The sequence below is a fragment of the Escherichia sp. S10b genome (assembly GCF_028421345.1).
Taxonomy (GTDB): domain Bacteria; phylum Pseudomonadota; class Gammaproteobacteria; order Enterobacterales; family Enterobacteriaceae; genus ECMA0423.
The window spans coordinates 58,054-84,183 of record NZ_JAHZSO010000039.1 but is presented as its reverse complement, the minus strand read 5'-3'; the positions used below and the strand labels follow the sequence as shown (position 1 = coordinate 84,183).

25 protein-coding genes are annotated in these 26,130 nt (G+C 49.2%); 7 read left to right on the top strand and 18 right to left on the bottom strand.

Features of this window, described 5'->3' with window-relative positions:
- Nucleotides 1-189 precede the first annotated feature (189 nt).
- On the bottom strand, nucleotides 190-2,580 hold the full coding sequence (gene gcd, locus FTE26_RS03800) for a quinoprotein glucose dehydrogenase (RefSeq protein WP_001297052.1): 2,391 nt from the start codon (nucleotides 2,578-2,580) through the stop codon (nucleotides 190-192).
- Between the two features lie 205 nt (nucleotides 2,581-2,785).
- On the opposite strand from gcd, the gene hpt reads away from it, so the two are divergent.
- Nucleotides 2,786-3,322, top strand: a complete 537-nt coding sequence (gene hpt, locus FTE26_RS03795) for a hypoxanthine phosphoribosyltransferase (protein WP_000683335.1) — start codon at nucleotides 2,786-2,788, stop codon at nucleotides 3,320-3,322.
- A 40-nt stretch (nucleotides 3,323-3,362) separates the two neighbouring features.
- Here hpt and can read toward each other — a convergent pair whose 3' ends face one another.
- Complete coding sequence (gene can / locus FTE26_RS03790) at nucleotides 3,363-4,025, bottom strand: carbonate dehydratase (protein WP_000651599.1); 663 nt, start codon at nucleotides 4,023-4,025, stop codon at nucleotides 3,363-3,365.
- A gap of 108 nt (nucleotides 4,026-4,133) precedes the next feature.
- Here can and FTE26_RS03785 point away from each other — a divergent pair, with 108 nt between their 5' ends.
- The 4 genes from FTE26_RS03785 (at nucleotide 4,134) to FTE26_RS03770 (ending at nucleotide 7,665) form a co-directional block, all read left to right on the top strand.
- The gene (locus FTE26_RS03785) at nucleotides 4,134-5,060 is read left to right on the top strand and encodes an ABC transporter ATP-binding protein (protein ID WP_000150637.1); all 927 of its coding nucleotides are present in this window, start codon (nucleotides 4,134-4,136) and stop codon (nucleotides 5,058-5,060) included.
- Nucleotides 5,057-5,827, top strand: coding sequence for an ABC transporter permease (locus tag FTE26_RS03780; protein ID WP_000972203.1), 771 nt, complete (start codon nucleotides 5,057-5,059; stop codon nucleotides 5,825-5,827). Before FTE26_RS03785 ends, FTE26_RS03780 begins: the two co-directional genes overlap by 4 nt.
- 104 nt (nucleotides 5,828-5,931) lie before the next feature.
- Entirely contained in the window at nucleotides 5,932-6,372 is a 441-nt protein-coding gene (locus FTE26_RS03775) for a PTS sugar transporter subunit IIA (protein WP_000901989.1), read from the top strand.
- A gap of 63 nt (nucleotides 6,373-6,435) precedes the next feature.
- Entirely contained in the window at nucleotides 6,436-7,665 is a 1,230-nt protein-coding gene (locus FTE26_RS03770; protein WP_000277874.1) for a polysaccharide deacetylase family protein, read from the top strand.
- A 3-nt stretch (nucleotides 7,666-7,668) separates the two neighbouring features.
- On the opposite strand, the gene panD is transcribed toward FTE26_RS03770, so the two are convergent.
- The gene (gene panD / locus FTE26_RS03765) at nucleotides 7,669-8,049 is read right to left on the bottom strand and encodes an aspartate 1-decarboxylase (protein WP_000621515.1); all 381 of its coding nucleotides are present in this window, start codon (nucleotides 8,047-8,049) and stop codon (nucleotides 7,669-7,671) included.
- A gap of 273 nt (nucleotides 8,050-8,322) precedes the next feature.
- Here panD and rpnC point away from each other — a divergent pair, with 273 nt between their 5' ends.
- Nucleotides 8,323-9,225: a recombination-promoting nuclease RpnC gene (gene rpnC / locus FTE26_RS03760; RefSeq protein WP_000339948.1), complete on the top strand. Its 903-nt coding sequence runs from the start codon at nucleotides 8,323-8,325 to the stop codon at nucleotides 9,223-9,225.
- Nucleotides 9,226-9,298: 73 nt separating this feature from the next.
- On the opposite strand, the gene panC is transcribed toward rpnC, so the two are convergent.
- From panC to thpR, 15 genes are all read right to left on the bottom strand, one after another.
- Nucleotides 9,299-10,150, bottom strand: a complete 852-nt coding sequence (panC, locus tag FTE26_RS03755) for a pantoate--beta-alanine ligase (RefSeq protein ID WP_000905383.1) — start codon at nucleotides 10,148-10,150, stop codon at nucleotides 9,299-9,301.
- An 11-nt stretch (nucleotides 10,151-10,161) separates the two neighbouring features.
- The gene (gene panB, locus FTE26_RS03750; protein ID WP_000805455.1) at nucleotides 10,162-10,956 is read right to left on the bottom strand and encodes a 3-methyl-2-oxobutanoate hydroxymethyltransferase; all 795 of its coding nucleotides are present in this window, start codon (nucleotides 10,954-10,956) and stop codon (nucleotides 10,162-10,164) included.
- 112 nt (nucleotides 10,957-11,068) lie between these two features.
- Nucleotides 11,069-12,412: a fimbrial-like adhesin gene (locus tag FTE26_RS03745; RefSeq protein WP_001331232.1), complete on the bottom strand. Its 1,344-nt coding sequence runs from the start codon at nucleotides 12,410-12,412 to the stop codon at nucleotides 11,069-11,071.
- Entirely contained in the window at nucleotides 12,396-12,992 is a 597-nt protein-coding gene (locus FTE26_RS03740; RefSeq protein WP_000553766.1) for a fimbrial-like protein, read from the bottom strand. The genes FTE26_RS03745 and FTE26_RS03740 overlap by 17 nt, the downstream gene beginning before the upstream one ends.
- A 26-nt stretch (nucleotides 12,993-13,018) precedes the next feature.
- Entirely contained in the window at nucleotides 13,019-13,621 is a 603-nt protein-coding gene (gene yadL / locus FTE26_RS03735) for a fimbrial-like protein YadL (protein WP_000143205.1), read from the bottom strand.
- Between the two features lie 14 nt (nucleotides 13,622-13,635).
- Nucleotides 13,636-14,205, bottom strand: a complete 570-nt coding sequence (locus tag FTE26_RS03730) for a fimbrial protein (protein ID WP_085674669.1) — start codon at nucleotides 14,203-14,205, stop codon at nucleotides 13,636-13,638.
- A 16-nt stretch (nucleotides 14,206-14,221) separates the two neighbouring features.
- Entirely contained in the window at nucleotides 14,222-16,822 is a 2,601-nt protein-coding gene (htrE, locus tag FTE26_RS03725; protein ID WP_000153177.1) for a Yad fimbria usher protein HtrE, read from the bottom strand.
- 34 nt (nucleotides 16,823-16,856) lie between these two features.
- Nucleotides 16,857-17,597, bottom strand: a complete 741-nt coding sequence (locus FTE26_RS03720; RefSeq protein ID WP_000465930.1) for a fimbrial chaperone — start codon at nucleotides 17,595-17,597, stop codon at nucleotides 16,857-16,859.
- 104 nt (nucleotides 17,598-17,701) lie between these two features.
- A complete protein-coding gene (locus FTE26_RS03715; protein ID WP_000038438.1) occupies nucleotides 17,702-18,286 on the bottom strand; it encodes a fimbrial protein in 585 nt (194 codons plus the stop codon).
- Between the two features lie 369 nt (nucleotides 18,287-18,655).
- On the bottom strand, nucleotides 18,656-19,135 hold the full coding sequence (gene folK, locus FTE26_RS03710; RefSeq protein WP_000215124.1) for a 2-amino-4-hydroxy-6-hydroxymethyldihydropteridine diphosphokinase: 480 nt from the start codon (nucleotides 19,133-19,135) through the stop codon (nucleotides 18,656-18,658).
- A complete protein-coding gene (gene pcnB / locus FTE26_RS03705; RefSeq protein ID WP_010723084.1) occupies nucleotides 19,132-20,529 on the bottom strand; it encodes a polynucleotide adenylyltransferase PcnB in 1,398 nt (465 codons plus the stop codon). Before pcnB ends, folK begins: the two co-directional genes overlap by 4 nt.
- A 59-nt stretch (nucleotides 20,530-20,588) precedes the next feature.
- The gene (gene gluQRS, locus FTE26_RS03700) at nucleotides 20,589-21,485 is read right to left on the bottom strand and encodes a tRNA glutamyl-Q(34) synthetase GluQRS (RefSeq protein ID WP_001387013.1); all 897 of its coding nucleotides are present in this window, start codon (nucleotides 21,483-21,485) and stop codon (nucleotides 20,589-20,591) included.
- A 66-nt stretch (nucleotides 21,486-21,551) separates the two neighbouring features.
- Nucleotides 21,552-22,007, bottom strand: coding sequence for an RNA polymerase-binding protein DksA (gene dksA, locus FTE26_RS03695; protein ID WP_001155227.1), 456 nt, complete (start codon nucleotides 22,005-22,007; stop codon nucleotides 21,552-21,554).
- A 177-nt stretch (nucleotides 22,008-22,184) separates the two neighbouring features.
- On the bottom strand, nucleotides 22,185-22,889 hold the full coding sequence (sfsA, locus tag FTE26_RS03690) for a DNA/RNA nuclease SfsA (RefSeq protein WP_000396042.1): 705 nt from the start codon (nucleotides 22,887-22,889) through the stop codon (nucleotides 22,185-22,187).
- A 14-nt stretch (nucleotides 22,890-22,903) separates the two neighbouring features.
- The gene (thpR, locus tag FTE26_RS03685) at nucleotides 22,904-23,434 is read right to left on the bottom strand and encodes an RNA 2',3'-cyclic phosphodiesterase (RefSeq protein ID WP_001294700.1); all 531 of its coding nucleotides are present in this window, start codon (nucleotides 23,432-23,434) and stop codon (nucleotides 22,904-22,906) included.
- 73 nt (nucleotides 23,435-23,507) lie between these two features.
- Between thpR and hrpB the strand changes: the two genes are divergently transcribed.
- A complete protein-coding gene (hrpB, locus tag FTE26_RS03680; protein WP_001297053.1) occupies nucleotides 23,508-25,937 on the top strand; it encodes an ATP-dependent helicase HrpB in 2,430 nt (809 codons plus the stop codon).
- Nucleotides 25,938-26,130 lie beyond the last annotated feature (193 nt).

Here is a 26,130-nt window from a genome sequence, read left to right as displayed (position 1 = left end):
CGCCTGACGGCGCTGTGTCTGGCATGCCTGCAATCCGGGAAACCGGACCAGGAAAAAACTTGCAGGCCATAACAGTATCTACGCTAGCTGTGCAATCCATTGATTTTGCACAATTTTGTAGGCTGGATAAGGCGTTCACGCCGCATCCGGCATGAACAACGCGCACGTTGTCAGCAATCTGAGCAAGTCTTACTTCACATCATCCGGCAGCGCATAAGCCACAATATAGTCGCCCATCTTCGTACCAAATGAACCGTGACCGCCTGCGGAGATCACCACATACTGCTTACCATTCACTTCATAGGTCATTGGCGTAGCCTGACCACCCGCTGGTAAACGACCCTGCCACAGTTTTTCACCGTTGCTCATGTTGTAAGCGCGCAGGTAGTTATCTGCCGTAGCGGCGATAAACAGCACGTTACCCGCCGTGGAGATTGGCCCGCCCAGCATCGGCATACCCATATTGAACGGCACCGGTACAGGCATCGGGAACGGCATACTGTCCTGCGGCGTACCAATACGTTTCTTCCACACCACTTCATTGGTTTTCAGATCCAGCGCCGAGATATAACCCCATGCTGGCTGTTTACATGGCAGACCAAACGGTGAGAGGAACGGGTTGAGCGTAACACCATACGGTACACCGTACTGTGGCTGAATGCCGGATTCCGTACCCGTGCCTTTGGCATCTTTCGGCTGCTCCATCGGGTTACCAGGACCACGCGGGATCAGTTTCGAAACAAACGGCAGTGCCATTGGGTTGGCAATTGCCACTTCACGATTTGGATCAACGGAAATCCCGCCCCATTCGAACATCCCCAGGTTACCCGGGAAGACCAGCGTACCCTGTTCAGATGGCGGGGTGAAAATGCCTTCATAGCGCATCTGGTGGAACATCACGCGGCACACCAGTTGGTCAAACATGGTGGCTCCCCACATATCCGCACCGCTCAAATCTTTCGTCGGACGGAAGCTCAGTTCCGAGAATGGTTGAGTAGGGGTAACGTAATCGCCTTTGGCAGCACCTTGGGGAACCGGTTTTTCCGGTGCCGGAACCACCAGTTCGCCATTACGACGATCGAGCACAAAAATGTTGCCGGTTTTCGCCGGAGCGTAAATAACTGGCACTTTCTGACCATTAACGGTGATGTCCGCCAGCGTCGGCTGTGCCGGAAGATCCATATCCCACAGGTCGTGGTGAACGGTCTGGTAGCTCCACGCCAGTTTCCCGGTAGTGGCATTCAGCGCCAGAATCGAGCTGGCATAACGTTCCTGTTCCGGTGTGCGGTTACCGCCCCAGATATCCGGCGTGGTCACGCCCATCGGCAGATACACCAGATCCAGCTTCGCGTCATAGGCCGCTGGTGCCCACGAGTTTGGCGAGTTAAAGGTAAAGGTGTGTTCGTCAGACGGGATTGCGTTCGGATCTTTCGCGCCGGGATCAAAAGCCCACAGCAGCTCCCCGGTGTTGACATCAAAACCACGGATCACGCCAGACGTTTCGCGGGTTGAGAAGTTATCGGTAACTGAACCTGCCATCACGATGGTTTTATCGGTGATAATCGGTGGCGAAGTCGGTTCATACAGACCCGGTTTGGTGTCTGGCATATTGCTTTGCAGATTGAGCACGCCTTTATTGGCGAAGGTTTCGCACAGTTTGCCGTTTTCAGCGTTAATCGCAATCAGTCGACCATCATTGACCGGAAGAATGATACGACGCGGGCAATCCGCCATCACTTCCGGCGAAGCCGTTTCTGCTTTGGCTTCATGATAAGAGACGCCACGGCAGGTTACGTGCTGGAAAGACTCGTTAGTTTTCAGCTCAGGATCGTAATGCCATTTCTCTTTGCCGCTGGCGGCATCGAGCGCAAACAGGCGCTGGTGAGCGGTACACAGGTAAAGGGTGTCGCCCACTTTAATCGGCGTCACTTCATTGGTGATTTCGCCCGGATCGTTCGGCTGCTTCACATCGCCAGTACGGAACACCCAGGCTTCTTTCAGATTATGGACGTTATCGGCGTTAATTTGTTTCAGAGGTGAAAAGCGTTGACCTTCCTGATTGCGACCATAGGCAGGCCAGTCCTGATCGGCAACGGGTGAGATAGCTTCCGCAGGTGTGGCATCGGCGCTTAAGGTGCCGTTGATTTCCTGCGGATCGTTAAATCCGGCCCAGGTCAGGATACTACCGCTAATCAGCAGTGCCACCACCAGTGCGGCAACTGCGCCGCTGGCAGGAATGACCAGGCGACGCCAGACAAACGGCAGGATCAGCCAGATGCCGAAGAAGACCAGAATATCGCTGCGCGGAGTCAGCGCCCAGAAGTCGAAACCAACTTCCCAGACGCCCCAAATCATGGTGCCGAGCAGCAGGGCGGCGTATAGCCAAAGCGCGGCACGTTTACTGCGCCACAGCATCCAGGCGACGCCGAGCATCACAAGGCCAGCGATAGGGTAGTACCAGGAGCCGCCAATCGCGACCAGCCAGCCTCCGCCAATGAGTAGATACAGCCCGCAAAGCGCTGCAAAAAGGGCTGTTAGCGTGACGAGTAATCGTCGCGAGCCTGTATTGTTAATTGCCATAAAGAGACACCATTTCAATTCATTAATATTTTAGTAGCAATTAATTATAGGTTTTAACATGTGTGATCGTCATCACAATTCGAGCTTTATTAACAGATTCCGCGAATGAATAGTTTTACTGGTATACTGCGTGTCTTGCGCTTTGTTGCGGTGCCAAAACCTGCCCGTGCGAAGTGATTTGTTTTTAAATCATATGGTTAGAGATATGAAACATACTGTAGAAGTAATGATCCCCGAAGCGGAGATTAAAGCGCGTATCGCCGAACTGGGTCGTCAGATTACTGAGCGTTACAAAGACAGCGGCAGCGATATGGTGCTGGTGGGTCTGCTGCGTGGCTCATTTATGTTTATGGCGGACCTGTGCCGTGAAGTTCAGGTATCTCATGAAGTCGACTTTATGACCGCCTCCAGCTACGGTAGCGGCATGTCCACCACCCGTGATGTGAAAATCCTCAAAGATCTGGATGAAGATATCCGTGGCAAGGACGTGCTGATTGTTGAAGATATCATCGACTCGGGGAATACACTGTCGAAAGTGCGTGAGATCTTAAGCCTGCGCGAACCGAAGTCGCTGGCGATTTGTACGCTGCTGGATAAACCGTCCCGTCGTGAAGTGAACGTCCCGGTAGAATTTATCGGTTTCTCGATCCCGGATGAGTTTGTGGTGGGTTACGGCATTGATTACGCACAGCGTTACCGTCATCTGCCGTATATTGGCAAAGTGATTCTGCTGGACGAGTAAGTGTGAAGTTGCCGGATGTGTTGCATCCGGCATGGCATTTTTATTTGTGGTTGGCGTGTTTCAGCTTGAGGTTGGAAATCCCGTGACGGTAACGTTGCTCAAGGGTTTCGCGGTTGGTGGCAGTAACATCCAGATCACGCAGCAAGCCGTCGTGAATGCCGTAGGCCCAGCCGTGAATGGTAACTTTCTGCCCGCGTTTCCACGCTGATTGCATAATGGTGGAGTGGCCCAGGTTATACACCTGTTCCATGACGTTCAGTTCACACAAGGTATCCAGACGGCGCTCTTGCGGCATTTCGCCGAGCAATGAGCTATGTTTGAACCAGATATCGCGGATGTGTAGCAGCCAGTTGTTGATAAGCCCCAGTTCCGGGTTTTCAACTGCGGCTTGTACGCCGCCGCAACCGTAGTGGCCACAGATAATAATGTGTTCAACTTCGAGTACATCCACTGCATACTGAACCACGGAAAGGCAGTTCAGGTCGGTGTGAATGACCAGGTTAGCAACATTACGGTGAACAAAGAGTTCGCCCGGCTCAAGACCGGTTAAACGTTCTGCAGGAACGCGACTGTCGGAACATCCAATCCATAGAAAGCGCGGTTTTTGCGCTTGTGCCAGTTTCTCAAAAAACCCGGGATCCTCTTCCACCAGCATTTTTGACCATAGTGCATTGTTGCTGATGAGTGTATCTATGTCTTTCATGGAGGTTAACGACCTGTAACCAAATAATTACGTTTGGCTAATATAGGGCAACTCCGGGACGATTTAAACCACAGATAAAGTGTAAGAACGTAAGGTAAGTAAAAATTTATGACCATTGCACTGGAACTTCAACAGCTTAAAAAAACTTATCCAGGCGGCGTTCAGGCGCTTCGTGGAATAGATTTGCAGGTCGAAGCGGGTGATTTTTATGCGCTTCTCGGGCCGAACGGGGCCGGGAAATCGACCACTATCGGTATTATCAGCTCTCTGGTAAATAAAACCTCCGGGCGGGTCAGCGTATTTGGTTACGATCTCGAGAAAGATGTCGTGAACGCTAAACGTCAGTTGGGACTGGTGCCGCAGGAATTTAACTTCAACCCGTTTGAAACCGTGCAGCAAATTGTGGTAAATCAGGCAGGGTACTACGGTGTGGAGCGCAAAGAGGCGTACATCCGCAGCGAAAAATATCTTAAACAACTCGATCTATGGGGAAAACGCAACGAACGTGCGCGTATGTTATCTGGCGGGATGAAGCGCCGTTTAATGATTGCCCGTGCGTTAATGCATGAACCTAAACTACTGATTCTCGACGAACCGACCGCAGGCGTGGATATTGAACTTCGCCGCTCAATGTGGGGCTTTTTGAAGGATTTAAACGACAAAGGCACCACCATCATTCTCACCACACACTACCTGGAAGAAGCAGAAATGCTGTGCCGCAATATCGGCATTATTCAACACGGTGAGCTGGTGGAAAATACCTCGATGAAGGCGCTGCTGGCGAAGCTGAAATCGGAAACCTTTATTCTCGATCTCGCACCGAAAAGTCCGTTACCGAAGCTCGATGGCTATCAGTATCGACTGGTCGATACCGCGACGCTGGAAGTTGAAGTGCTGCGTGAGCAGGGGATCAACAGCGTATTTACGCAGTTAAGTGAGCAGGGCATTCAGGTATTAAGTATGCGTAACAAAGCTAACCGTCTGGAAGAGCTGTTTGTTTCACTGGTTAATGAAAAACAAGGAGATCGCGCATGATGCATCTTTACTGGGTGGCGCTAAAAAGCATCTGGGCGAAAGAGATCCATCGCTTTATGCGTATCTGGGTGCAGACGCTGGTGCCGCCAGTCATCACCATGACCCTTTACTTTATTATCTTCGGTAACCTGATTGGTTCGCGTATTGGCGATATGCATGGCTTCAGCTATATGCAGTTCATCGTACCGGGGCTGATCATGATGTCGGTGATCACCAATGCCTACGCCAACGTTGCGTCATCATTTTTTGGTGCCAAGTTCCAGCGTAATATTGAAGAGCTGCTGGTAGCGCCGGTTCCGACTCACGTCATTATTGCCGGATATGTCGGCGGTGGCGTGGCGCGTGGTCTGTTTGTTGGCATTCTGGTGACGGCAATTTCACTGTTTTTTGTGCCGTTTCAGGTGCATTCGTGGGTATTCGTTGCCTTAACCCTGGTGCTCACGGCGGTGTTGTTCTCCCTTGCGGGTTTGCTGAACGGTGTGTTTGCCAAAACGTTCGATGACATCAGCCTGGTGCCAACCTTTGTGTTAACGCCACTCACGTATTTGGGTGGGGTCTTTTACTCACTGACTTTGTTGCCGCCGTTCTGGCAAGGGCTGTCGCACCTGAACCCAATCGTTTATATGATCAGTGGTTTCCGCTACGGCTTCCTCGGTATCAATGATGTTCCGCTGGTCACTACTTTTGGCGTACTGGTGGTCTTTATTGTGGCGTTTTATTTGATCTGTTGGTCGCTGATCCAACGTGGACGTGGTTTGCGTAGCTAAGGCTATTTCCTCTCCTCTGGATTTGGGGGAGAGGAGTTTTGACGGCTATCACCCTTTATCAACAATGGTCAGGGTAGACTGATTTTCGGCTAAGGAGGAAGGCGATGTTAGGTTGGGTAATTACCTGTCACGATGACCGGGCGCAAGAGATACTGGATGCGCTGGAGAAAAAACATGGGGCGCTTCTTCAGTGCCGGGCCGTGAATTTCTGGCGTGGGTTAAGCTCTAATATGCTCAGCCGCATGATGTGCGATGCTCTGCATGAAGCGGACTCTGGTGAGGGTGTCATCTTCTTAACCGATATAGCCGGAGCGCCACCGTACCGCGTGGCTTCATTATTAAGCCACAAACACTCCCGTTGCGAAGTGATTTCTGGTGTCACGTTACCGTTAATTGAACAGATGATGGCTTGCCGTGAAACCATGACCAGTTCAGAGTTTCGCGAGCGTATTGTCGAACTGGGTGGGCCGGAGGTGAGTAGTCTTTGGCACCAACAACAAAAAAATCCGCCTTTCGTCCTCAAACATAATTTGTATGAGTATTAACCCACGATTCTTATAGCGCTTTTGCTACAATAAAAGCGTTGTTTCACCCTCGGTTATTTTTTCATGTACAAACAAGCTGTTATTCTCCTGCTGATGCTGTTTACCGCAAGTGTCAGTGCCGCGTTACCTGCCCGTTATATGCAAACCATCGAAAATGCTGCGATCTGGGCGCAAATTGGCGACAAGATGGTGACCGTGGGGAATATTCGGGCCGGGCAAATCATTGCCGTGGAGCCCACTGCCGCAAGTTATTACGCATTTAATTTTGGCTTTGGTAAAGGGTTTATCGATAAAGGGCATCTCGAGCCAGTTCAGGGGCGACAAAAAGTTGAAGACGGTTTGGGTGACCTCAACAAGCCGCTGAGTAATCAGAACTTAATTACCTGGAAAGATACGCCGGTCTATAACGCGCCGAGTGCGGGCAGTGCGCCATTTGGGGTACTGGCGGACAATTTGCGCTACCCGATTTTGCATAAACTGAAAGACAGGTTAAATCAAACCTGGTATCAGATCCGTATTGGCGATCGACTGGCCTATATCAGCGCGCTGGATGCCCAACCCGATAATGGCCTGCCGGTGCTAACCTATCACCATATTCTGCGCGATGAAGAAAACACCCGTTTTCGCCATACTTCGACGACCACCTCGGTACGCGCTTTCAATAACCAGATGGCCTGGCTGCGCGACAGGGGATACGCGACACTGAGCATGGCGCAGCTGGAAGGTTACGTGAAGAATAAGATCAATCTCCCTGCGCGAGCGGTGGTGATTACCTTTGATGATGGCCTCAAGTCGGTGAGCCGCTATGCGTATCCTGTATTGAAACAATATGGCATGAAGGCGACGGCGTTTGTTGTTACCTCGCGCATCAAACGTCACCCGCAGAAGTGGAACCCAAAATCGCTGCAATTTATGAGCGTTTCTGAGCTTAACGAAATTCGCGATGTTTTTGATTTTCAGTCACATACCCATTTTTTGCATCGGGTGGATGGCTATCGCCGACCCATATTACTGAGCCGTAGTGAGCACAATATTCTGTTTGATTTTGCACGTTCACGCCGCGCTCTGGCGCAATTTAATCCGCATGTCTGGTATCTTTCGTATCCGTTTGGCGGATTTAATGACAAAGCCGTGAAGGCAGCAAACGATGCCGGATTTCACCTGGCGGTGACAACCATGCAAGGCAAAGTAAAACCGGGGGATAATCCGTTGTTACTAAAACGACTTTATATCTTAAGAACGGATTCGCTGGAGACGATGTCGCGGCTGGTGAGTAACCAGCCGCAGGGATAACAATCAAGCAACCTGTACCGGAATCGCTTTCGCGGTACGTTTCATTTCATTGTCGCCTTCAAAATAGGCGACATTGGGTCGCCAGGTGCGAGCTTCTTCATCTGGCATGGTAACGAAGCTGGCGATGATGACAATATCGCCGACGCTGGCGCAGTGGGCCGCCGCACCGTTAACAGAAATAATTCTCGAACCGCGTTCTGCCGCGATGGCATAAGTGGAGAAACGCTTGCCGTTGGTGACATTCCAGATATCAATGGCTTCGTTTTCGAGAATACCGGCTGCGTCAAGGAAATCCTGGTCAATGGCGCAAGAACCTTCATAGTGCAGGTCCGCATGAGTCACTTTCACGCGGTGGAGTTTGCCCTGCAGCATCGTGCGAATCATAACTTCTACCTTTCTACCCTGTCGTTAACGAAGCAGGCGATGCCTGCTTTGAGGAAATTCTCACGCAGTATTGCCCGATTTTTGTTTAGTGTCTACTCATCTGACGGCATTTACATCAGCAGTTTGCGTACCGTGCCGAAGCGTGCCATGTAACGGCTGTAACCAATTGAAATTTCTCTGAACGCTGCTCGGTAAACACTAAAGAGGTGGCTGACGATGGCACGCCTTGACTGGATACTGCCTTCACGCAAGACAACACGGAAGGCAGGGAAGATGGATGCACCGAGTACCACACCGCATGATGCAGTGTTTAAACAATTTTTAATGCACGCGGAGACGGCTCGCGACTTTCTGGAGATACATTTGCCAGTGGAATTACGAGAACTTTGTGACCTCAACACGCTTCATTTAGAGTCGGGGAGTTTCATTGAAGAGAGCCTGAAAGGACACAGCACGGACGTGCTCTATTCCGTGCAAATGCAGGGCAATCCCGGTTATCTGCATGTTGTGATTGAACACCAAAGCAAGCCGGATAAGAAAATGGCCTTTCGCATGATGCGTTATTCTATTGCTGCCATGCACCGGCATCTGGAGGCGGATCACGATAAGCTGCCGCTGGTGGTGCCGATACTGTTTTATCAGGGCGAGGCCACACCTTATCCGCTCTCAATGTGCTGGTTTGATATATTTTACTCGCCGGAGCTGGCACGACGCGTCTATAACAGTCCTTTCCCGCTGGTGGATATCACCATCACACCGGATGACGAAATCATGCAACATCGGCGGATTGCGATTCTCGAACTACTGCAAAAACATATTCGCCAGCGCGACTTAATGTTATTGCTGGAGCAACTGGTCACGCTGATTGACGAAGGGTACACTAGCGGAAGTCAGTTAGTTGCCATGCAAAACTATATGCTGCAACGCGGTCATACTGAACAAGCGGATTTGTTTTATGGTGTGCTGAGAGACAGGGAAACGGGAGGGGAGTCTATGATGACGCTGGCGCAGTGGTTTGAAGAGAAAGGGATTGAGAAGGGGATTCAGCAGGGAAGACAGGAGGAAAGGCAAGAATTCGCCCAGCGTTTTCTGAGTAAAGGGATGTCTCGGGAAGACGTTGCAGAGATGACAAATTTATCTCTTGCTGAGATTGATAAGGTAATTAACCTTATTTAAGTTACCTGTGTTATGACAGATGACGTGGGGTAAATTAATAACTGGCGCCATCAGCCGTAGCGCCAGTTAAGTATTACGCCAGCTCGACCATTTTGTTGTCGATCAGGCGAGCATCGCCAAGCCAGGCGGCTACCAGAATTACTGCCCGTTTGCTGGTTTCAGAAACTTCCAGCAATGTGTCGGCATCGCGAATCTGAATATCATCGGCGCGGAAGCCTTTTTCATTCAGTTCTTGCCCCGCAATGGTAATAATTTCATCGAGATCCCGTTCCCCAGCCTGCAATTTGTCAGCAATCGAACTTAAAACTTTGTACAGACCAGGCGCAATTTTGCGTTGTTCCGCCGTCAGATAACCGTTACGGGAACTTAGCGCCAGACCGTCTTTGGCGCGCATAATTGGCACACCGACAATCTCAATATCGAAGCCCATATCGGCAACCATTTTGCGGATCAGCGCCAGTTGCTGAAAGTCCTTTTCACCGAAGCAGGCGATGTCCGGCTGGACCAGGTTAAACAGCTTGCTGACGATAGTCGAAACGCCGCGAAAATGCCCCGGACGGCTCGCGCCTTCCAGCATGGTCGAAAGCCCGGGAACGTCAACGTAAGTATGGGTTTCAGTACCGTTCGGGTAGATCTCTTTTACCGAAGGGGCGAAAACTAAATCCACTTTACGTTTGTTTAGCTTCTCGCAGTCCTCCTGCAAGGTCCGTGGATAACGTGCCAGATCTTCCGGGCGGTCGAACTGCATCGGGTTAACGAAAATACTGACGACGACCACATCGGCGCGGGCTTTGGCTTCGTCGACCAGCTTCATATGGCCATCGTGCAGATTACCCATAGTAGGCACCAGCGCCACGCGCTTGCCTTCCATACGCAGGCGGCGAATTTGCTGACGCAGCAGCGGCAGGGTTTCGATAATTAACACAACGTGACTCCTTAATGGAAACTGTGTTCTTCGCCCGGATAAACGCCGGACTCCACTTCAGCCATATACTGCCGCACAGCCGCGCGGATGTCGCCCGTTTCGGCGAGGAAATTTTTAGCGAATTTAGGAATGTGACCGCCGGTAATGCCGAAGGCGTCGTGCATCACGAGGATCTGCCCGTCAGTGACGTTGCCTGCGCCAATGCCAATAACCGGGATCGCCAGTGCTTCGGTAATACGTTTTGCCAGTTCAACCGGCACGCATTCCAGCACCAGCAGCTGTGCCCCAGCGGCTTCTAAGGCTAATGCATCGCTGAGCAGTTGATCGCCTGCTTCATCGCCGCGCCCCTGAACTTTGTAGCCACCGAAAATATTCACTGACTGTGGGGTTAAACCTAAGTGACCACATACAGGAACGGCACGTTCGGTCAGCATTTTTACGGTTTCGACCAGCCACTCACCGCCCTCAATTTTGACCATATTGGCACCGGCACGCATAACCGTTGCGGCGTTTTCAAAGGCTTGTTCCGGCGTGGCATACGCCATAAACGGCAGGTCAGCCAACAGCAGGCAGTTTGGCGCGCCGCGACGTACGGCGGCGGTATGATAGGCGATATCCTCGACGGTAACGGGAAGGGTGGAGTCGTGGCCCTGAACCGTCATGCCCAGCGAATCGCCTACCAGCATGACGTTAAGTCCTTCATCAGCAAATAGTTTCGCGAAGCTGTAGTCGTAAGCGGTGATGGTCGCGAAACGCTTTTTATCCTGCTTACATTTCTGAAGTGAAGCAATGGTGGTCGGTTTCATAACGTGTCCTGATAAATGATGTCGTGTTGCCTGGCATTTTATCAGTCACATTGGTGGGGGCAATGATTTATCAATTACCGCACCGCCAGATGATGGCGGTGCGGTGGACTTATTAAGGGTAGGTTACCTGGAAAGTACTGGTGGCTTTAAACTCACCAGCTTCTATTGGTATAGTTCCATCCTGTTGTAGCGTGGCCTGGAAATGGAGAGGGTATGTTATACCTGTATCTTGATCCGGGTAAACTCCTCCTGTTGTATCGTCTTTGCCTCTCGGGTCGTAATCTTTATAAACAGAATTTGAATCATTAGGTTTCAATGTCATTAGAGGATTTTTACTAGTTGCTAAACCTTCTATGAGTACACCGACTCCTTTTGCTGCGTCATTACCTGTGAGAGTATTACCAAGGAGTTGCCCGTTTTCAGTACCAACCTTTGTTGAAACTAATTTTGTCTCAATATTAGTCACACGAACGCAGTTTTGAAGTGAAATATCAAAAGGAACCGGTGTGGCACCGTTTCTGATTTGTTCTGCACTATATTCACCCATTTTTACCGTAGAACCAGTCACAGAAGTTCCACTAAGCATAGCGGTAAAACAAGTGGGATTAGTCAACTTGACATTGAGCAGATCGAAATCGATTTTGATAAAATAACTATGCTCATTTATACCTTGGCCTGCGCCATAGGCTTTAAATGAATACAGATAATTTGATGAGCTGGATAATTTGATCTGTTGAGTTACTGTTGGATCAAAGTTTGTATCTGTATAGAATTCAATTGTAAGGGTCTGATAAATACCACCTACAGCCCAGTATTTACGGGTGCTATTCGCATTATTGCAACTCCAATATAACACGTCTTCGCTTGGATTATACCACGAAAAATATTGTTCTGCAGAGTCACCAATGTATATCCCAGGTGAACTAACGTTAGTTACGGTACCGTAAGCTGACCACATGTTTGAAATTAATAATGTGTAATACAAACCAGGAACTGATGTATTAAATAATTTATGGGAGCCATACATTTTACCTGAGTCAACCATTGCATTTTCAATACGCATTGCGCTACCACTTGTGCTATCACTTCTGTTGCAATAAAGAAAACCACCACCAGAAGCGGTATCTAACTGACTCCACTGTAATTTTACACCTGTAGGTCCAAGCTGCGTCGGTTTGTAGAAAACTAAATTATTTGTACTTGTTGCATATCTGAATATGACAGTAGCATCGCCATTCGGCCCCGTTTCTCTCCATTTTTGATCTGACGGACCAACGCCGTAACTATTCCCAACAATATATCCTACGTTATCATCAGTGCCAGCACTCGCGGTATAACAACTCAAGCACAGAATTAAAAAAAGAAAATGTCTGAAGAATTTCTTCATTATCACTCCACCATCTACTGCTGTAACAGTCGCAGTTATTTGTTTTGATCTATTATTCGTAGTACACATCAACTAATATATGACTCATTACCTGGCCAGATATGACATCCAGCGCGGGATCGATTTTTTGCATTCTGGCATAAAATTTCCATGAAGAATTATGCAGGGCAGAAGTCATTACTGTATACACGGAACGAGAATTTCCTGCTGAACTAATAACATTGAATATATTGGTCGGGTCCTGAATGGAAAAGAGAACGACACCGACATTTTTAGCCCCGGTTGCGACTTCATTGGCAAATATTTGCCTTGAACCTGCAGCCATGACACCGCTAAGGGCTCTAAAATCAATATGTAACTGATTAAGCACATCGCCAGTTCCCTGTAATGCACAGTCTGATACTGTGACAGTGAACTCTTTTCCACCTGGTTGATAGCTTTCAGGAGTAACATTATCTGAAAAATATCCCACCCCAACGACGCCAAGATCAATATTACCCTGGTTACTGATTCCGCTTTTGCAAGTGCTGTTTTTTACATTGGCAACAAGGTCAATATCCTGCCCAGCGATGGCTGGATAGGTAATGGGAAACTGTAGTGACAGAAACAGAATTATTCTCTTCATCAGCTTACGTTGAGTGGGATGCATATATAGTTCCTGGATCTGTCAGTCTGTTAGTTATAGGTTACTGTAAATGTGGCAGGTGCAGAAAATTTACCCGCAGTGACATTGCTTACGGTTTTATTTTTTTCGACGACCAGTCGAGCACTCATCGGATAATAAACAACCGCGTTGGCTGCATTGGAGATAGTGACCTCTTGAGATGCTGGTGTCACACAACTAAATTGTGTTGCGCTCCCTGTTGCCGGAGTTTCGGTGCTCCAGACTTCAACGGCGACGGCACTTGCTTTATCTGCGGCTGTGGATCCATTTGCGAACCCCGCACCGTCATTAGCAGTACCTTCGCATGTGGCTCGCTTGGTTAATTTTATTTGTGCTTTTTTATTGGGGATACCCGCACAGTCTTTGAATTTGAGTTTGAATGTTTTAACTTTGGTCTTGGCATTGATTTCAGAAATATATACATCGCCAAAGTCAACAACAGAAATGTCCTGATCAGAGTCATTTACTAATGTAGCAGTACAAGTACCTATTTCTACGGTAGTAATCACGGTCAGCCCAATGCTGTCTGTTGCCGCATAAGAGGGTACGCTGAACAATGAGGCAGCCAAAACGACACTGCTGGATAATCCATAACGTAAATTTTTAAATGTCATCTTAATTATCCTTCTTATTGATAGATGAAATTAAACGTTGCCAGTGCACGAAAATTCCCCGGTACGCCTTGCCCTGCATCTGTTTCACGTAGCGCAACGGTCATTTCAAGACCCTTATCGGGCTGCATCTCGTCTGTGCTCCAGCGTATCTTTTCCGCACTGTTAGGTTTAAGGAAAGTGGCATCATCAGTAGTCCGTTTTTTGAAACCCATACCGATATTACTTGTCGTCGAAGATGAATCACCAGACTGCGGTATAATAAGCTTAGGTGAGCTTGATGATGCATTTCCGGTCAGAGTGGTATCAATCCAACTGATGCCACTGCTGCACCCACTAGCAACCAGTTTAAAATCAGCCTGAGATTCTGTCGTTTTATTCGCGATCTTATCCAGACCCATCTTAGGGATTCTCAATGTGTAGTTATTATTGCCATCATTCGTGACGTTATTACCAGTAAGTGTGATGTTACAGGTTGTCGCTTTGACAGTAGCTGTAAACTCTACATTAATATCCGTTGTAAATACTGATGGTGATAATAATATTCCCATCAGTATCGCTATTTTATGTGGCGTTATTTTTATCATTTGACGTCCCTTGTAGTTACTGAATCTGACACCGAATTCCATTCAGAATAATAGATTGCGCTATTTTTTCTGCTTCTGAACTTTGTTGATAATGCGCAAGACAACTTACGGGTTTACTTTCTTCGAGCCATTTAATGCTGATATTTCCCTGCTGCTCAATACCACGAACAAATGCTTGTCCACCCTGTCCAACATTACCAATGACATTGCCTTGCTCATCATAAATATCTGCAGCAAATGGAATATTTTTACCATCACTTCGTGTGATGTTCATAATGGCTGATTGCCCTTGCACGGTTTCAAAATCAGCAAAGACGACTGAACCCTGACGCGGTACAGCTACTGCACTGGTACTTTTTAATTCAACATCGTTCTCAAGATCGTTGATATCCAGCGCGATACGGTTTTCATGATAAGGAGAAAGAGCGCTGGTGACACCATAACCCCATCGATCGATAGTACTGTTGCCATAATTTATTCGCGCTCCTTGAGCACCTGGAGCCTGAACTACCGCCAGTGTATCGGAGTCGCTAAAACTGTCATTACTGAAGGTCAGGCCGCCGCTATGCAATACAAAACCACCGTCGGTGCTGAGAGACACTTGACGACTGTTATCGCTATTTGCAGAAACTGAACCTGCCAGGCTTCCCCACGGTGATTCATAGCTGGCATAACCCCCAACATAACTCAAATCTTTGCTGGCTTTATTCATCGTATAGCCAGTATTTACGCTATAACTGACGCGAGCGTTATCACTATAGCCACTGCTACTGACGTTGAGTTGGTTATTACCCTTAAAGTCACTGCTCATTTGAGTATCAATACTCTGGAAACCTGAAGTCCGTTGTTCAGTGCCAAGTAATTTTTCAATAGGAATGGTGAAACTGAGATAAACGCTATCGTCAGTGTCGCCGTCTTCATTCCATGAACGCTGGGCACTGACACTGTAGCTGCCCCAGGATGCACTGTTACTGTAGCCAATAGAGTAATTGCTACGATTTTGTCCGGAAGCCCAGTAATCGGACCAACTTCCGGAAAGATAAAATGAACCGTAATCTTTTTTCTCAAATTTTAGCGGTTGGTTAATACTGACCGTAACCTGATTTTTCATGCGCGAGTAATTACGCATGGATTTCGGTTCAAGATCTTGTTCGGGATGTTTCACTTCATCAATTAGAGTTAGTGCATCATTAAGACCAAGGTAATTCTGTGTCGAATAGCGATAGGCCGCGATATTCAGTGAAGTACTTGTTTCTTCGAATAACTTGTTCCAGGAAACACGATAACTTTGTCCCTGATATGTTTTATCATCCGGTATACGAACATTGGAGTGAGTCACATCGAAAGAAAATGCACCGACTGAAGTATTCAGACCAAGACCTAACAAACCAGCGGTATAGTTATTATCGGTAATCTGAATACCAGTATAACCCGTTAGATAGTTATTCAGACCGTAGTAGTAGCTGGCCTGAAATAAATTAGGCTCATCCTGAATATCATCTTTTAAGACCTGGCCGCCGCTAATATCCCAACGTCCAACGCCAGGGCGTAACATTTGAACGACCGATGAAAAAGGTTGCGAGAATGTCCGCTTTGAGCCATCGGATTCTTCGACAGTAACAATAAGATCGCTGCCGTAACCTGACGGACTCAGATCATCAATGACGAAAGCGCCTGGCGGCACAGTCGTTTCATAAATCTTATAGCCACCTTGCGTAATAGTGACTTTGGCGTTGGTATTAGCAACGCCATGAATGATAGGCGCAAAACTCGCTAATGTCGGAGGCAACATGCGGCTGTCGCTGTATAAACGAATGCCGCGGATACTGACAGAATCAAAGGTTTCGCCCGTTGTATAAGACTCACCAAGAATGAGTTGAGAACGCAGCGAGGCGATATCACGCTGTATATACCGATTCTTAAAATCATAATTACTGCCAGAATCGGTCATCCAGTTGTAGTTGCCTGAGGCACGCAGTCGCCATGCACCTAAATTCATCCCACCGTTAAAAGCAGCATAAATGCTGTCATTTCTTCGACCAGGAGTTTCACTATGATATCCGTTGAGGTTGTATGACAACATGGCCGCATTAATGCCATTTTCCCATAACGATGGATCAACATAGTTTTGGTAATTTTTCATTACCCATGCCTGAGGAACGTCTATATCCAGACGTTGCTCGTTAACGTCATAACGAACAGAAGCCTGAGGGATAATTTCCGTCAAATTAAGGCAATTGCCGAGTGTTTCATCCCTGGCAAGCAGAACGGCTTTTTCGTTATTTATATCGGGAGAATTTATATGAAACTGCAATAAATTCTTAAGTGTGATACAGGCTTGTGCGTTTTTTTTTCCTTCAATTTCAATAAATGTAATGCTTTGGTTAATAATAGGTTGATCGTTGACATAAACACTGACGTCGTACATACCCGGTATAGCAGGGTTACCTTCACTATACCGGCTGAGATCAATATTTGAGGCATTCTGCCCCATCAGGAAGGTATGGTCATATTCAACAAGTTCAGCACAGAAAGCACTATTGCAATACAGCAGCGCGCAAAACGTAGCGATACGGGTCAGATGATTATGATAATTTTTAGTTGGTTTTATAGTCACGTTATGCTTCCTGCGGAATTATATCCTTGCCTGATTACAGACTGGCATTACCTTCAATGGCGCCACCAAAATCATTAATGGCGTAAAAATGTACTTTTGCAGAACTTGCTTTGCCATTAAGGCCAGTGACTTTCATGACCTCATCACTAAATGGTGCAATCATTTTCACATCAATCGGATAGCGTTTACCGCTAGCTTCTAAATCACCACTGCTAAAAGAGACGTAGTAAGGGGTTGGATTGGTCACTCGCAATGACGCCTTACCTTCTGAACCTGACCAGAACCACTTCAGGGCTAACGGGGCTTCAGAGGGATTTCCCTTCAATCCATCCGGGCGATAGAAAAGTTTTATACGTGTGCGAAATGCCAGTTGCAGCAGACTTTGATTCGCGACCTTTTCTGCATCTGGTTTTGGTGGAACTTCCAGTACGTTAAACCAGAACACGCTCTCTCTGTCTTTAGGCAGTGAGGTGCTGGCTGTGTACATTAATTTGATTGTTTGCCCACGTTTGGCATCAATACGCGATACTGGCGGCGTGGCAGTAAAAGGGACTGTAATACTGCCAGGCTCAGCGTTGTCATCGCCAGTATCTAACCAACTCTGGACAAGCAACGGGTTATTCCCTTTATTTTCCAGACGTACGTTGACACTTTTTTGATCGCTTTTATATATTACGCGAGTACCCGAAATGACAATGTCCGCAATAGACGATGAACTAAAAGCCATACAGGTTACGAAGCATAAAGCTGTTGTATGTTTGGTGTTAAAAAACATAAACCATCCCTGACAGAGTTAATTAAAACAGGGAATAATATAAAAATAGAAATTATTAACACTATTCCCTGTATATTCATTCAATCAATTTAATTGGTGAATACTTACTGATAAGTAATGGTGTATGCAGTGTTAGTTTTTACATAACCAGCAGTTGCTGTTTGGTCTGCGACGGCACGAACGTAAGACGCTTTAAAATCATAAACAGCAGATTTTGTCGTTGCATCCAGGGCTTTAGTATACACATCGCCAGGGTTGTTAATTTGAACCTGTTTGATAGTGGAACCATCAATATTGTGCAGAGCGATATTCACGCCGTCAGACGGGTTGTTAATAGACATGTCGTTGTTCAGCGTTCCTTTGCTATTACCAAAGAAAACAGAACCGAAGGTCATTTTAGCTGTACTACCTGGATTCGGATTTGCTTTGCTGCAGTCAACGGTGATGCTGAAAGGTTTGGCTTTAGCGCCAACGGTGTCATTCAGCACGCCAGCATCGATTTCACCAACAGTTGCAGTTTGCAGCAGGATCAGACCATCTTTATTACCGCCGTCAACGCGGGTTTCACAGGTGTTATCAACAACCAGACCACTGATATTTAACTGACCACCATCCATATCAGCAGAAGCAGTACCTGCAACCATTGCCAGCATAAGACCAGACAGGGCAAAACCTAATTTTTTAGACATAAAAATCCTTGAATAAAATTCCATTAGTCAGACTACTGGTTTGAAGAATGACTATTCATGACACAAATGTTATAAGCAGATGCTAGATATTAATGAGCAATGATATTTGTTACCAAAATTTACAACCATTGTTCATTAGGACGCCTATTGTGCACTTTAAGGGCTTTTGAACAAATTAAATTTTCTTAATTCAAAATTAAGCAAAAATAAATTCACAAGTGCAATTGGTTAGGGTATGGCGATGGGATTGATATTTATCTGCGGGAATTTATATTATGTTTCTGCAAAAATGTTTAAACTAAAATTTTTATTAAGGAAAGAGAGGATGTATGATTTTCAGAAAATATTTATATTCGTAATATAAATAAATTACCATTTGCTTAATTTGTCAAATGCTCTTGTATGTAAGACTTCACGCAACGTCTCCCCATCAGGAAACGCCAGCTCCGGTGCAATCTCAAACAGCGGCCACAGCATAAATCCACGATTCTTCATATCGTAGTGCGGAACGGTCAGGCGTTCGGTATTTATCACTTCATTACCAAACAGCATGATATCGAGATCCAGCGTGCGTGGTCCCCAGCGTTCAGCTTTACGAACACGACCCTGTTGCAGTTCTATGCGCTGTGTATGGTTGAGTAACTCTTCCGGGGCGAGCGAAGTTTCAAGCGCCACGGCGGCGTTGAGGTAATCGGGTTGATCTTGCGGCCCCAGCGGTGGGGTGCGGTAAAACGAAGAAACGGCAAGAATGTGGCTTTCAGGGATATCGCCTAATGCTTTCAGGGCAGCATTGACCTGCTCCAGCGGAGAGGCCAGATTGCTGCCTATGGCAATATACGCCACTGTCATGCGGTACCCTCACGACGTGGTGCGCGTTTGCGTGGACGACGAGTGCGACGACGCGGTGACGGTTCTTCATCCAGCTCGTTGAGCATCCCTTTTTGGTCTGGTGGCGCGGAAACCTGGAACTCACCCCACCATTTCACCAGACGCTGCAGTTCAGCGTTACGTTCAACTTCAGCTCGCAAGGCCAACAGGTCATAAGCCGCACGGAACTTAGGATGCTCCAGCAGTTTCCATGCACGTTTACCCTGACGTCGGGACATACGCAACTGCAACTGCCAGATATCGCGGGTTAACGTCGTCAGACGTTTCGGGATTGCCAGTGAACGGCAGGCTTCGTCCAGCACGTCGTTCATCGCCAGCGCGAAAGCGTCGTGATAGGTCAGGCCGCTTTCCTGGGCGATCTTCTGTGCCGTCTCCAGCAGTGGGTACCAGAACATGGCGGCAAACAGGAACGCCGGGTTCACGCGCATATCGTTATGGATACGCGTATCGGTATTCTTCAGCACCTGTTCAATGATCCGCTCCATCGGGCTGTCGCCATTTTCCGTGAAGTAGCGGGTAATGGTCGGGAACAGCGGCTGGAACAGATGATATTCACACAGCAGCTTATAGGTTTCGTAACCGTAGCCCGCTTGTAGCAGTTTAAGCGATTCTTCAAACAGGCGTGCCGGTGGGATATCGTTCAGCAGGGTAGCGAGGCGAGGGATCGGTTCTGCGGTTTCCGGGCTGATGCGCATACCCAATTTGGCGGCAAAACGTACCGCGCGCAGCATACGTACCGGATCTTCACGGTAGCGCGTTTCCGGGTTACCAATCAGACGGATAACGCCGTCCTTCAGATCCTTCATACCGCCAACGTAATCACGGACGGTAAAATCCGCTACGCTGTAATAGAGGCTGTTGATAGTGAAATCGCGGCGCTGGGCGTCTTCTTCGATGGAGCCGAAAATGTTGTCGCGCAGCAACATGCCGTTTTGCCCGCGTTGGGAGGTCGTGCGGTCGCTGACGTTACCTTCGTGGTGTCCACGGAAGGTCGCAACTTCGATAATCTCCGGGCCAAACATCACATGAGCCAGACGGAAACGGCGACCCACCAGGCGGCAGTTACGGAACAGTTTGCGCACCTGCTCAGGCGTGGCGTTAGTGGTTACGTCAAAATCTTTCGGCTTTTTGCCGAGTAACAGGTCGCGCACGCCGCCGCCAACCAGCCAGGCTTCGTATCCCGCTTTATTGAGCCTGTACATTACCTTCAGGGCATTTTCACTGATATCTTTGCGGGAAATAGCATGCTGCTCACGCGGGATCACCGTCACCTGTGGACGGGCGACTGCCTGTTCAGCCTCGCTTTCCTCGCGGCTTAGCACCTTGCGGCAAAAATTAGCGACTCGGGTAAAAATAGTACACCTCGGTAGTGTCAAACATCATTCAGGACAAAAAAATAGCGGCTAATCATAGCTCAGCATGACGCATTTGAGAATGTTGAATTTACAATTGCCGACTCGGGCACGGCGGTAAGCCGCCAGTTTTTGACGGCTGACTGAAGGATTTGCTCGACGCTGAAATCCTGCCAGTGTGCTTCTGCCTGCTGCCCCAGAAATTGAAGTGCCGCGATTAGTACCGGGCGTGGATCGCCTTTCGGCAACGCAGGCGCATGATTCTGCTTGGAAAGTTTAGCGCCTTGTGGACTAAGCGCCAGCGGCAGATGAATGTAATCTGGCACTTTCCAGCCAAAAAGCTGGTACAGCGAGATTTGCCTTACTGTTGGTTCAATCAGATCAGCCCCACGCACTATTTCTGTAACGCCCTGGAAATGATCATCAACCACAACAGCCAGGTTGTAGGCGAACAACCCATCACGGCGATGAATGATAAAATCTTCCCGTGCCAGTTTTTCGTCGGCGTGAATAATGCCGCGCAGCTGGTCAGTAAATTGCGTGACCGGATGCTGCTGGCGGATACGCACTGCGGCATTGTCTGGTCCATGATGCAACACCCGGCAATGACCGTCGTAAATACCGCCAATGCTTTGAATACGCGCACGCGTACAGGTGCAGTAATAACTTAGTCCTTGTTCATGTAACCAGGCGAGTGCTTCACGATAGGCGTGGTGACGTTGCGATTGCCAGAGAACATCGCCGTCCCAGTGCAGACCGTAATGTTCCAGCTGGCGCAGGATAGTTTCTGCGGCACCGGGAACTTCACGAGGCGGGTCGATATCTTCTATGCGTACCAGCCAGCGACCTTGCCGGGCGCGAGCCTGCAAATAGCTGCCGAGCGCGGCGATCAGAGAGCCAAAATGAAGCTCGCCGGAAGGAGAGGGGGCGAAGCGGCCAATATACTGTGTGTCTGTCATCTCTTTGAACAAAAAATAAGGCGGGAGCATTTCCCGCCTGTGGTAAACGTGATGGAACGGCTGTAATTAGCCAGCCATCTGTTTTTCGCGAATTTCAGCCAGCGTTTTGCAGTCGATGCACAGATCGGCTGTCGGGCGCGCTTCCAGACGGCGAATACCAATTTCAACACCGCAGGATTCGCAGTAGCCGAAATCTTCGTCTTCCACTTTTTTCAGCGTCTTCTCGATCTTTTTGATCAGCTTACGCTCGCGATCGCGGTTACGCAGTTCGAGGCTGAACTCTTCTTCCTGGGCTGCACGGTCTACCGGGTCCGGGAAGTTGGCTGCTTCATCCTGCATATGTGTAACGGTGCGATCGACTTCATCCCTGAGTTGATTACGCCATGCTTCCAGAATACGACGGAAGTGCGCCAGCTGGGCTTCATTCATATACTCTTCGCCCGGCTTCTCCTGATATGGTTCCACCCCAGCGATGGCGAGAATACTCAGGGACGATGTTTTACGGTTTTGCCCTTCTTGCATGTTGCTTCTCCTTAACACGCACTATCGATCCCCATGTTCGGGGGAAAAATGAGGCCGCTATAAATAGCAGATGCTTTTCCGGATAGCAATTATCTAAACGTAACACTTGACAACTGTGTGAGGAAAAGCGTATTTGCGCACGCGACCAGAATGTAAATTAACCAGTTACTTACTTTACTACAATGTAACCGGCAGTGATTTTTTAAGAGCCATGCCTTCAGCAGAAATTTCCGCTTTGTAAGCCAGAATTTCTACCCCCCTCTGTTGAGCTTCTGACAATAGTTGCGCGTATTTCTCATCGATGTGGCGCGCGGGTGAAAACCGTGTAATGGCTGAATGCAGCACGGCGAAAAAGATAACCGCACGCTGGCCTTCAGCCGCTACGCTCATCAACTCCCGAAGGTGTTTCTGACCTCGTTCAGTGACCGCATCGGGAAAATATCCCTGTTCGTTCTCCGCATACGTAACCGATTTCACTTCAATATAGCAGTCTGGACGCGAATCCGCCTGCAACATAAAGTCAATACGGCTGCGTTCTGCGCCGTATTTTACTTCGCTTTTCAGCGAGCTATAGCCTGACAGTTCTGAAATTGATTCATTAAGGATAGCCTCTTTCGTCAACCTGTTAGCCCAAAGCGTGTTGACGCAAATAAATGCGCCGCTCTGGCTTTGAGTTAATTCCCAGGTGTGTGGGTATTTCCGTTTGGTGTTGTCTGAAGTCGAATACCAGACGGTATCGCCAGGCGTTGCACAACCGGTCATTGCACCCGTATTCGGGCAGTGTAGCGTTAATTCGCGACCATCGGGTGTGATCACATCGGCTAAAAAACGTTTGTAACGCTGAATTAGCGTCGCGCGCTGTAGAGGGGGAGAAAATTCCATTGCGACAATCCTTGTTATTGCGTTAGCGCCCAGCGTTTTAGCGGCGTGTAGCGTGTGCGTCCACGGGCAAACGAGGAGGCGTAAAGGGTGAACTCCGTCACCGCATACGACCAGTTAAAACCTGGCGGCGGGATTGTCACCGCCTCGCTGGCGTCGCGCAATAAGGTAATATGTGGATGAAACGGACGATTGCTTTGAAAACAACCGCTGCGGGCAGCCTGTGAACGGAGCATATTCGCCAGCTGGATTAAGCCGCGTGGCGGCTGACGCATCCCTAACCACACCACACGCGAACGCAGCCATTGTCCGGCGTCATCAAGCGTGAGTGTGAAACCAGGTTGACGAATCCGTCCGGCTAAAAGAGAAAGCGCCTTCTCTTTCTCGGCGCTCACTTCGCCTAAAAATGCCAGAGTCAGATGCAAATTATCGGCGGCGACCGGACGTCCCGCCTCAGGTGGGAAGTGTGTGGCGCGCCAATGGATAATCTGTTCGCGGATTTCTGCAGGTAAGTCGATAGCAAAGAACAGACGTTGCGGTTCAGACATGTGAGGCACTCGGTTATGAATTACCGCGATGCTACAATGTGGCGCGAAGAATGTTAACCCTCTGGAGCGTTTTGTGTCGTCGTTGCCCGTTGCTGCCGTCTTACCTGAATTACTTACCGCTCTCGATTGTGCGCCGCAGGTATTATTAAGTGCGCCGACCGGGGCCGGGAAATCAACCTGGCTGCCGCTGCAACTGCTGGCGCATCCCGGCATTAACGGGAAAATTATCCTGCTGGAGCCGCGTCGTCTGGCGGCGCGTAACGTCGCGCAACGGCTGGCGGAGCTGCTTAACGAAAAGCCAGGCGATACCGTTGGCTACCGGATGCGTGCGCAAAACTGCGTCGGGCCGAATACCCGCCTGGAAGTGGTTACCGAAGGCGTGCTGACGCGCATGATCCAGCGTGACCCGGAACTGAGCGGTGTTGGACTGGTGATCCTTGATGAATTTCATGAGCGCAGCTTGCAGGCGGATTTGGCGTTGGCGCTGTTACTCGATGTGCAACAAGGTCTGCGTGATGACCTTAAACTGCTGATTATGTCGGCTACCCTGGACAACGACCGCTTGCAGCAAATGCTGCCAGAAGCGCCTGTCGTCATCTCAGAAGGGCGCTCGTTTCCGGTTGAACGCCGTTATTTACCGCTGCCCGCGCATCAGCGTTTTGACGATGCCGTTGCGGTAGCCACCGCTGAAATGCTGCGTCAGGAAAGCGGATCATTACTGTTATTTTTACCTGGCGTCGGAGAAATTCAGCGTGTGCAGGAACAACTGGCTTCGCGCATCGGCAGTGATGTATTGCTCTGCCCGCTGTATGGCGCGTTGTCGCTGAACGATCAGCGAAAAGCGATCCTCCCGGCACCGCAAGGGATGCGCAAAGTGGTGCTGGCGACCAATATTGCTGAAACCAGTTTAACCATTGAAGGTATTCGTCTGGTGGTGGATTGTGCCCAGGAGCGTGTGGCGCGTTTTGATCCGCGCACGGGGCTTACGCGACTGATTACTCAACGCGTTAGCCAGGCATCCATGACGCAGCGTGCCGGGCGCGCCGGGCGTCTGGAGCCGGGTATCTGCCTGCATTTAATCGCCAAGGAACAAGCAGAACGCGCTGCCGCGCAAAGTGAACCGGAAATCTTACAAAGCGATCTTTCCGGTTTGCTGATGGAATTACTGCAATGGGGATGCAGCGATCCGGCGCAGATGAGCTGGCTGGATCAACCGCCAACGGTGAATCTACTGGCCGCGAAACGCCTGTTACAAATGCTGGGGGCGCTGGAGGGTGAACGGCTTAGTGCGCAGGGGCAAAAAATGGCAGCGCTGGGTAACGATCCGCGTTTAGCGGCAATGCTGGTTAGCGCGAAGAACGACGACGAAGCTGCTACCGCGGCAAAAATTGCCGCCATTCTCGAAGAGCCGCCACGGATGGGCAATAGTGACCTGGGCGTGGCGTTTTCGCGCAATCAACCAGCCTGGCAGCAACGTAGTCAGCAACTGTTAAAACGCTTAAACGTACGTGGCGGTGAGGCAGACAGTTCGCTTATCGCGCCGCTACTTGCCGGGGCGTTTGCCGATCGCATTGCTCGTCGCCGTGGGCAAGATGGACGCTATCAACTGGCAAACGGCATGGGAGCGATGCTCGATGCCGACGACGCGCTAAGCCGCCACGAATGGTTGATCGCACCGTTATTATTGCAGGGCAGCGCCTCGCCGGATGCGCGGATTTTACTGGCGCTACCGGTCGATATTGATGAATTAGTACAACGCTGTCCGCAGCTGGTGCAGCAATCTGACACCGTGGAATGGGATGACGCGCAAGGTACGCTGAAAGCCTGGCGTCGGCTGCAAATCGGTCAGTTGACGGTGAAAGTGCAGCCACTGGCGAAACCGTCAGAAGACGAGTTGCATCAGGCGATGCTTAATGGCATCCGTGATAAAGGTTTAAGCGTGCTCAACTGGACGGCGGAAGCGGAACAGCTACGCTTGCGTTTGTTATGCGCCGGAAAGTGGTTGCCAGAATATGACTGGCCAGCGGTTGATGATGAAAGTTTATTGGCAGCGCTGGAAACGTGGCTGCTGCCACATATGACTGGCGTACATTCACTACGCGGCCTGAAATCACTCGACATTTATCAGGCACTACGCGGATTACTTGATTGGGGAATGCAGCAACGTCTGGATAGTGAATTGCCTGCGCATTACACTGTGCCGACGGGAAGCCGGATCGCCATTCGTTATCATGAAGATAACCCGCCCGCGCTGGCGGTGAGAATGCAAGAGATGTTTGGCGAGGCCACCAATCCGACGATCGCCCAGGGGCGCGTGCCGCTGGTGCTGGAGTTGCTTTCACCTGCCCAAAGGCCATTACAAATCACACGAGATTTGAGCGCCTTCTGGAAAGGAGCGTACCGTGAGGTGCAAAAAGAGATGAAAGGGCGTTATCCCAAACATGTCTGGCCGGACGACCCGGCAAATACTGCACCGACGCGACGGACGAAAAAGTATTCGTAAGGTTGGTTTTCTCCCTCTCCTTGTGGGAGAGGGCCGGGGTGAGGGCATCAGCGCGCACGTTCACCCTCACCCTAACCCTCTCCCTCAAGGGAGAGGGGACCGATCGAGCACAAATTTTGAGAGATATCTTCTTCTGTCTTGTAACAGAAGAACAGAAAATCGGGCTTTTGCGCCTGAATATTGCGGAGAAAAA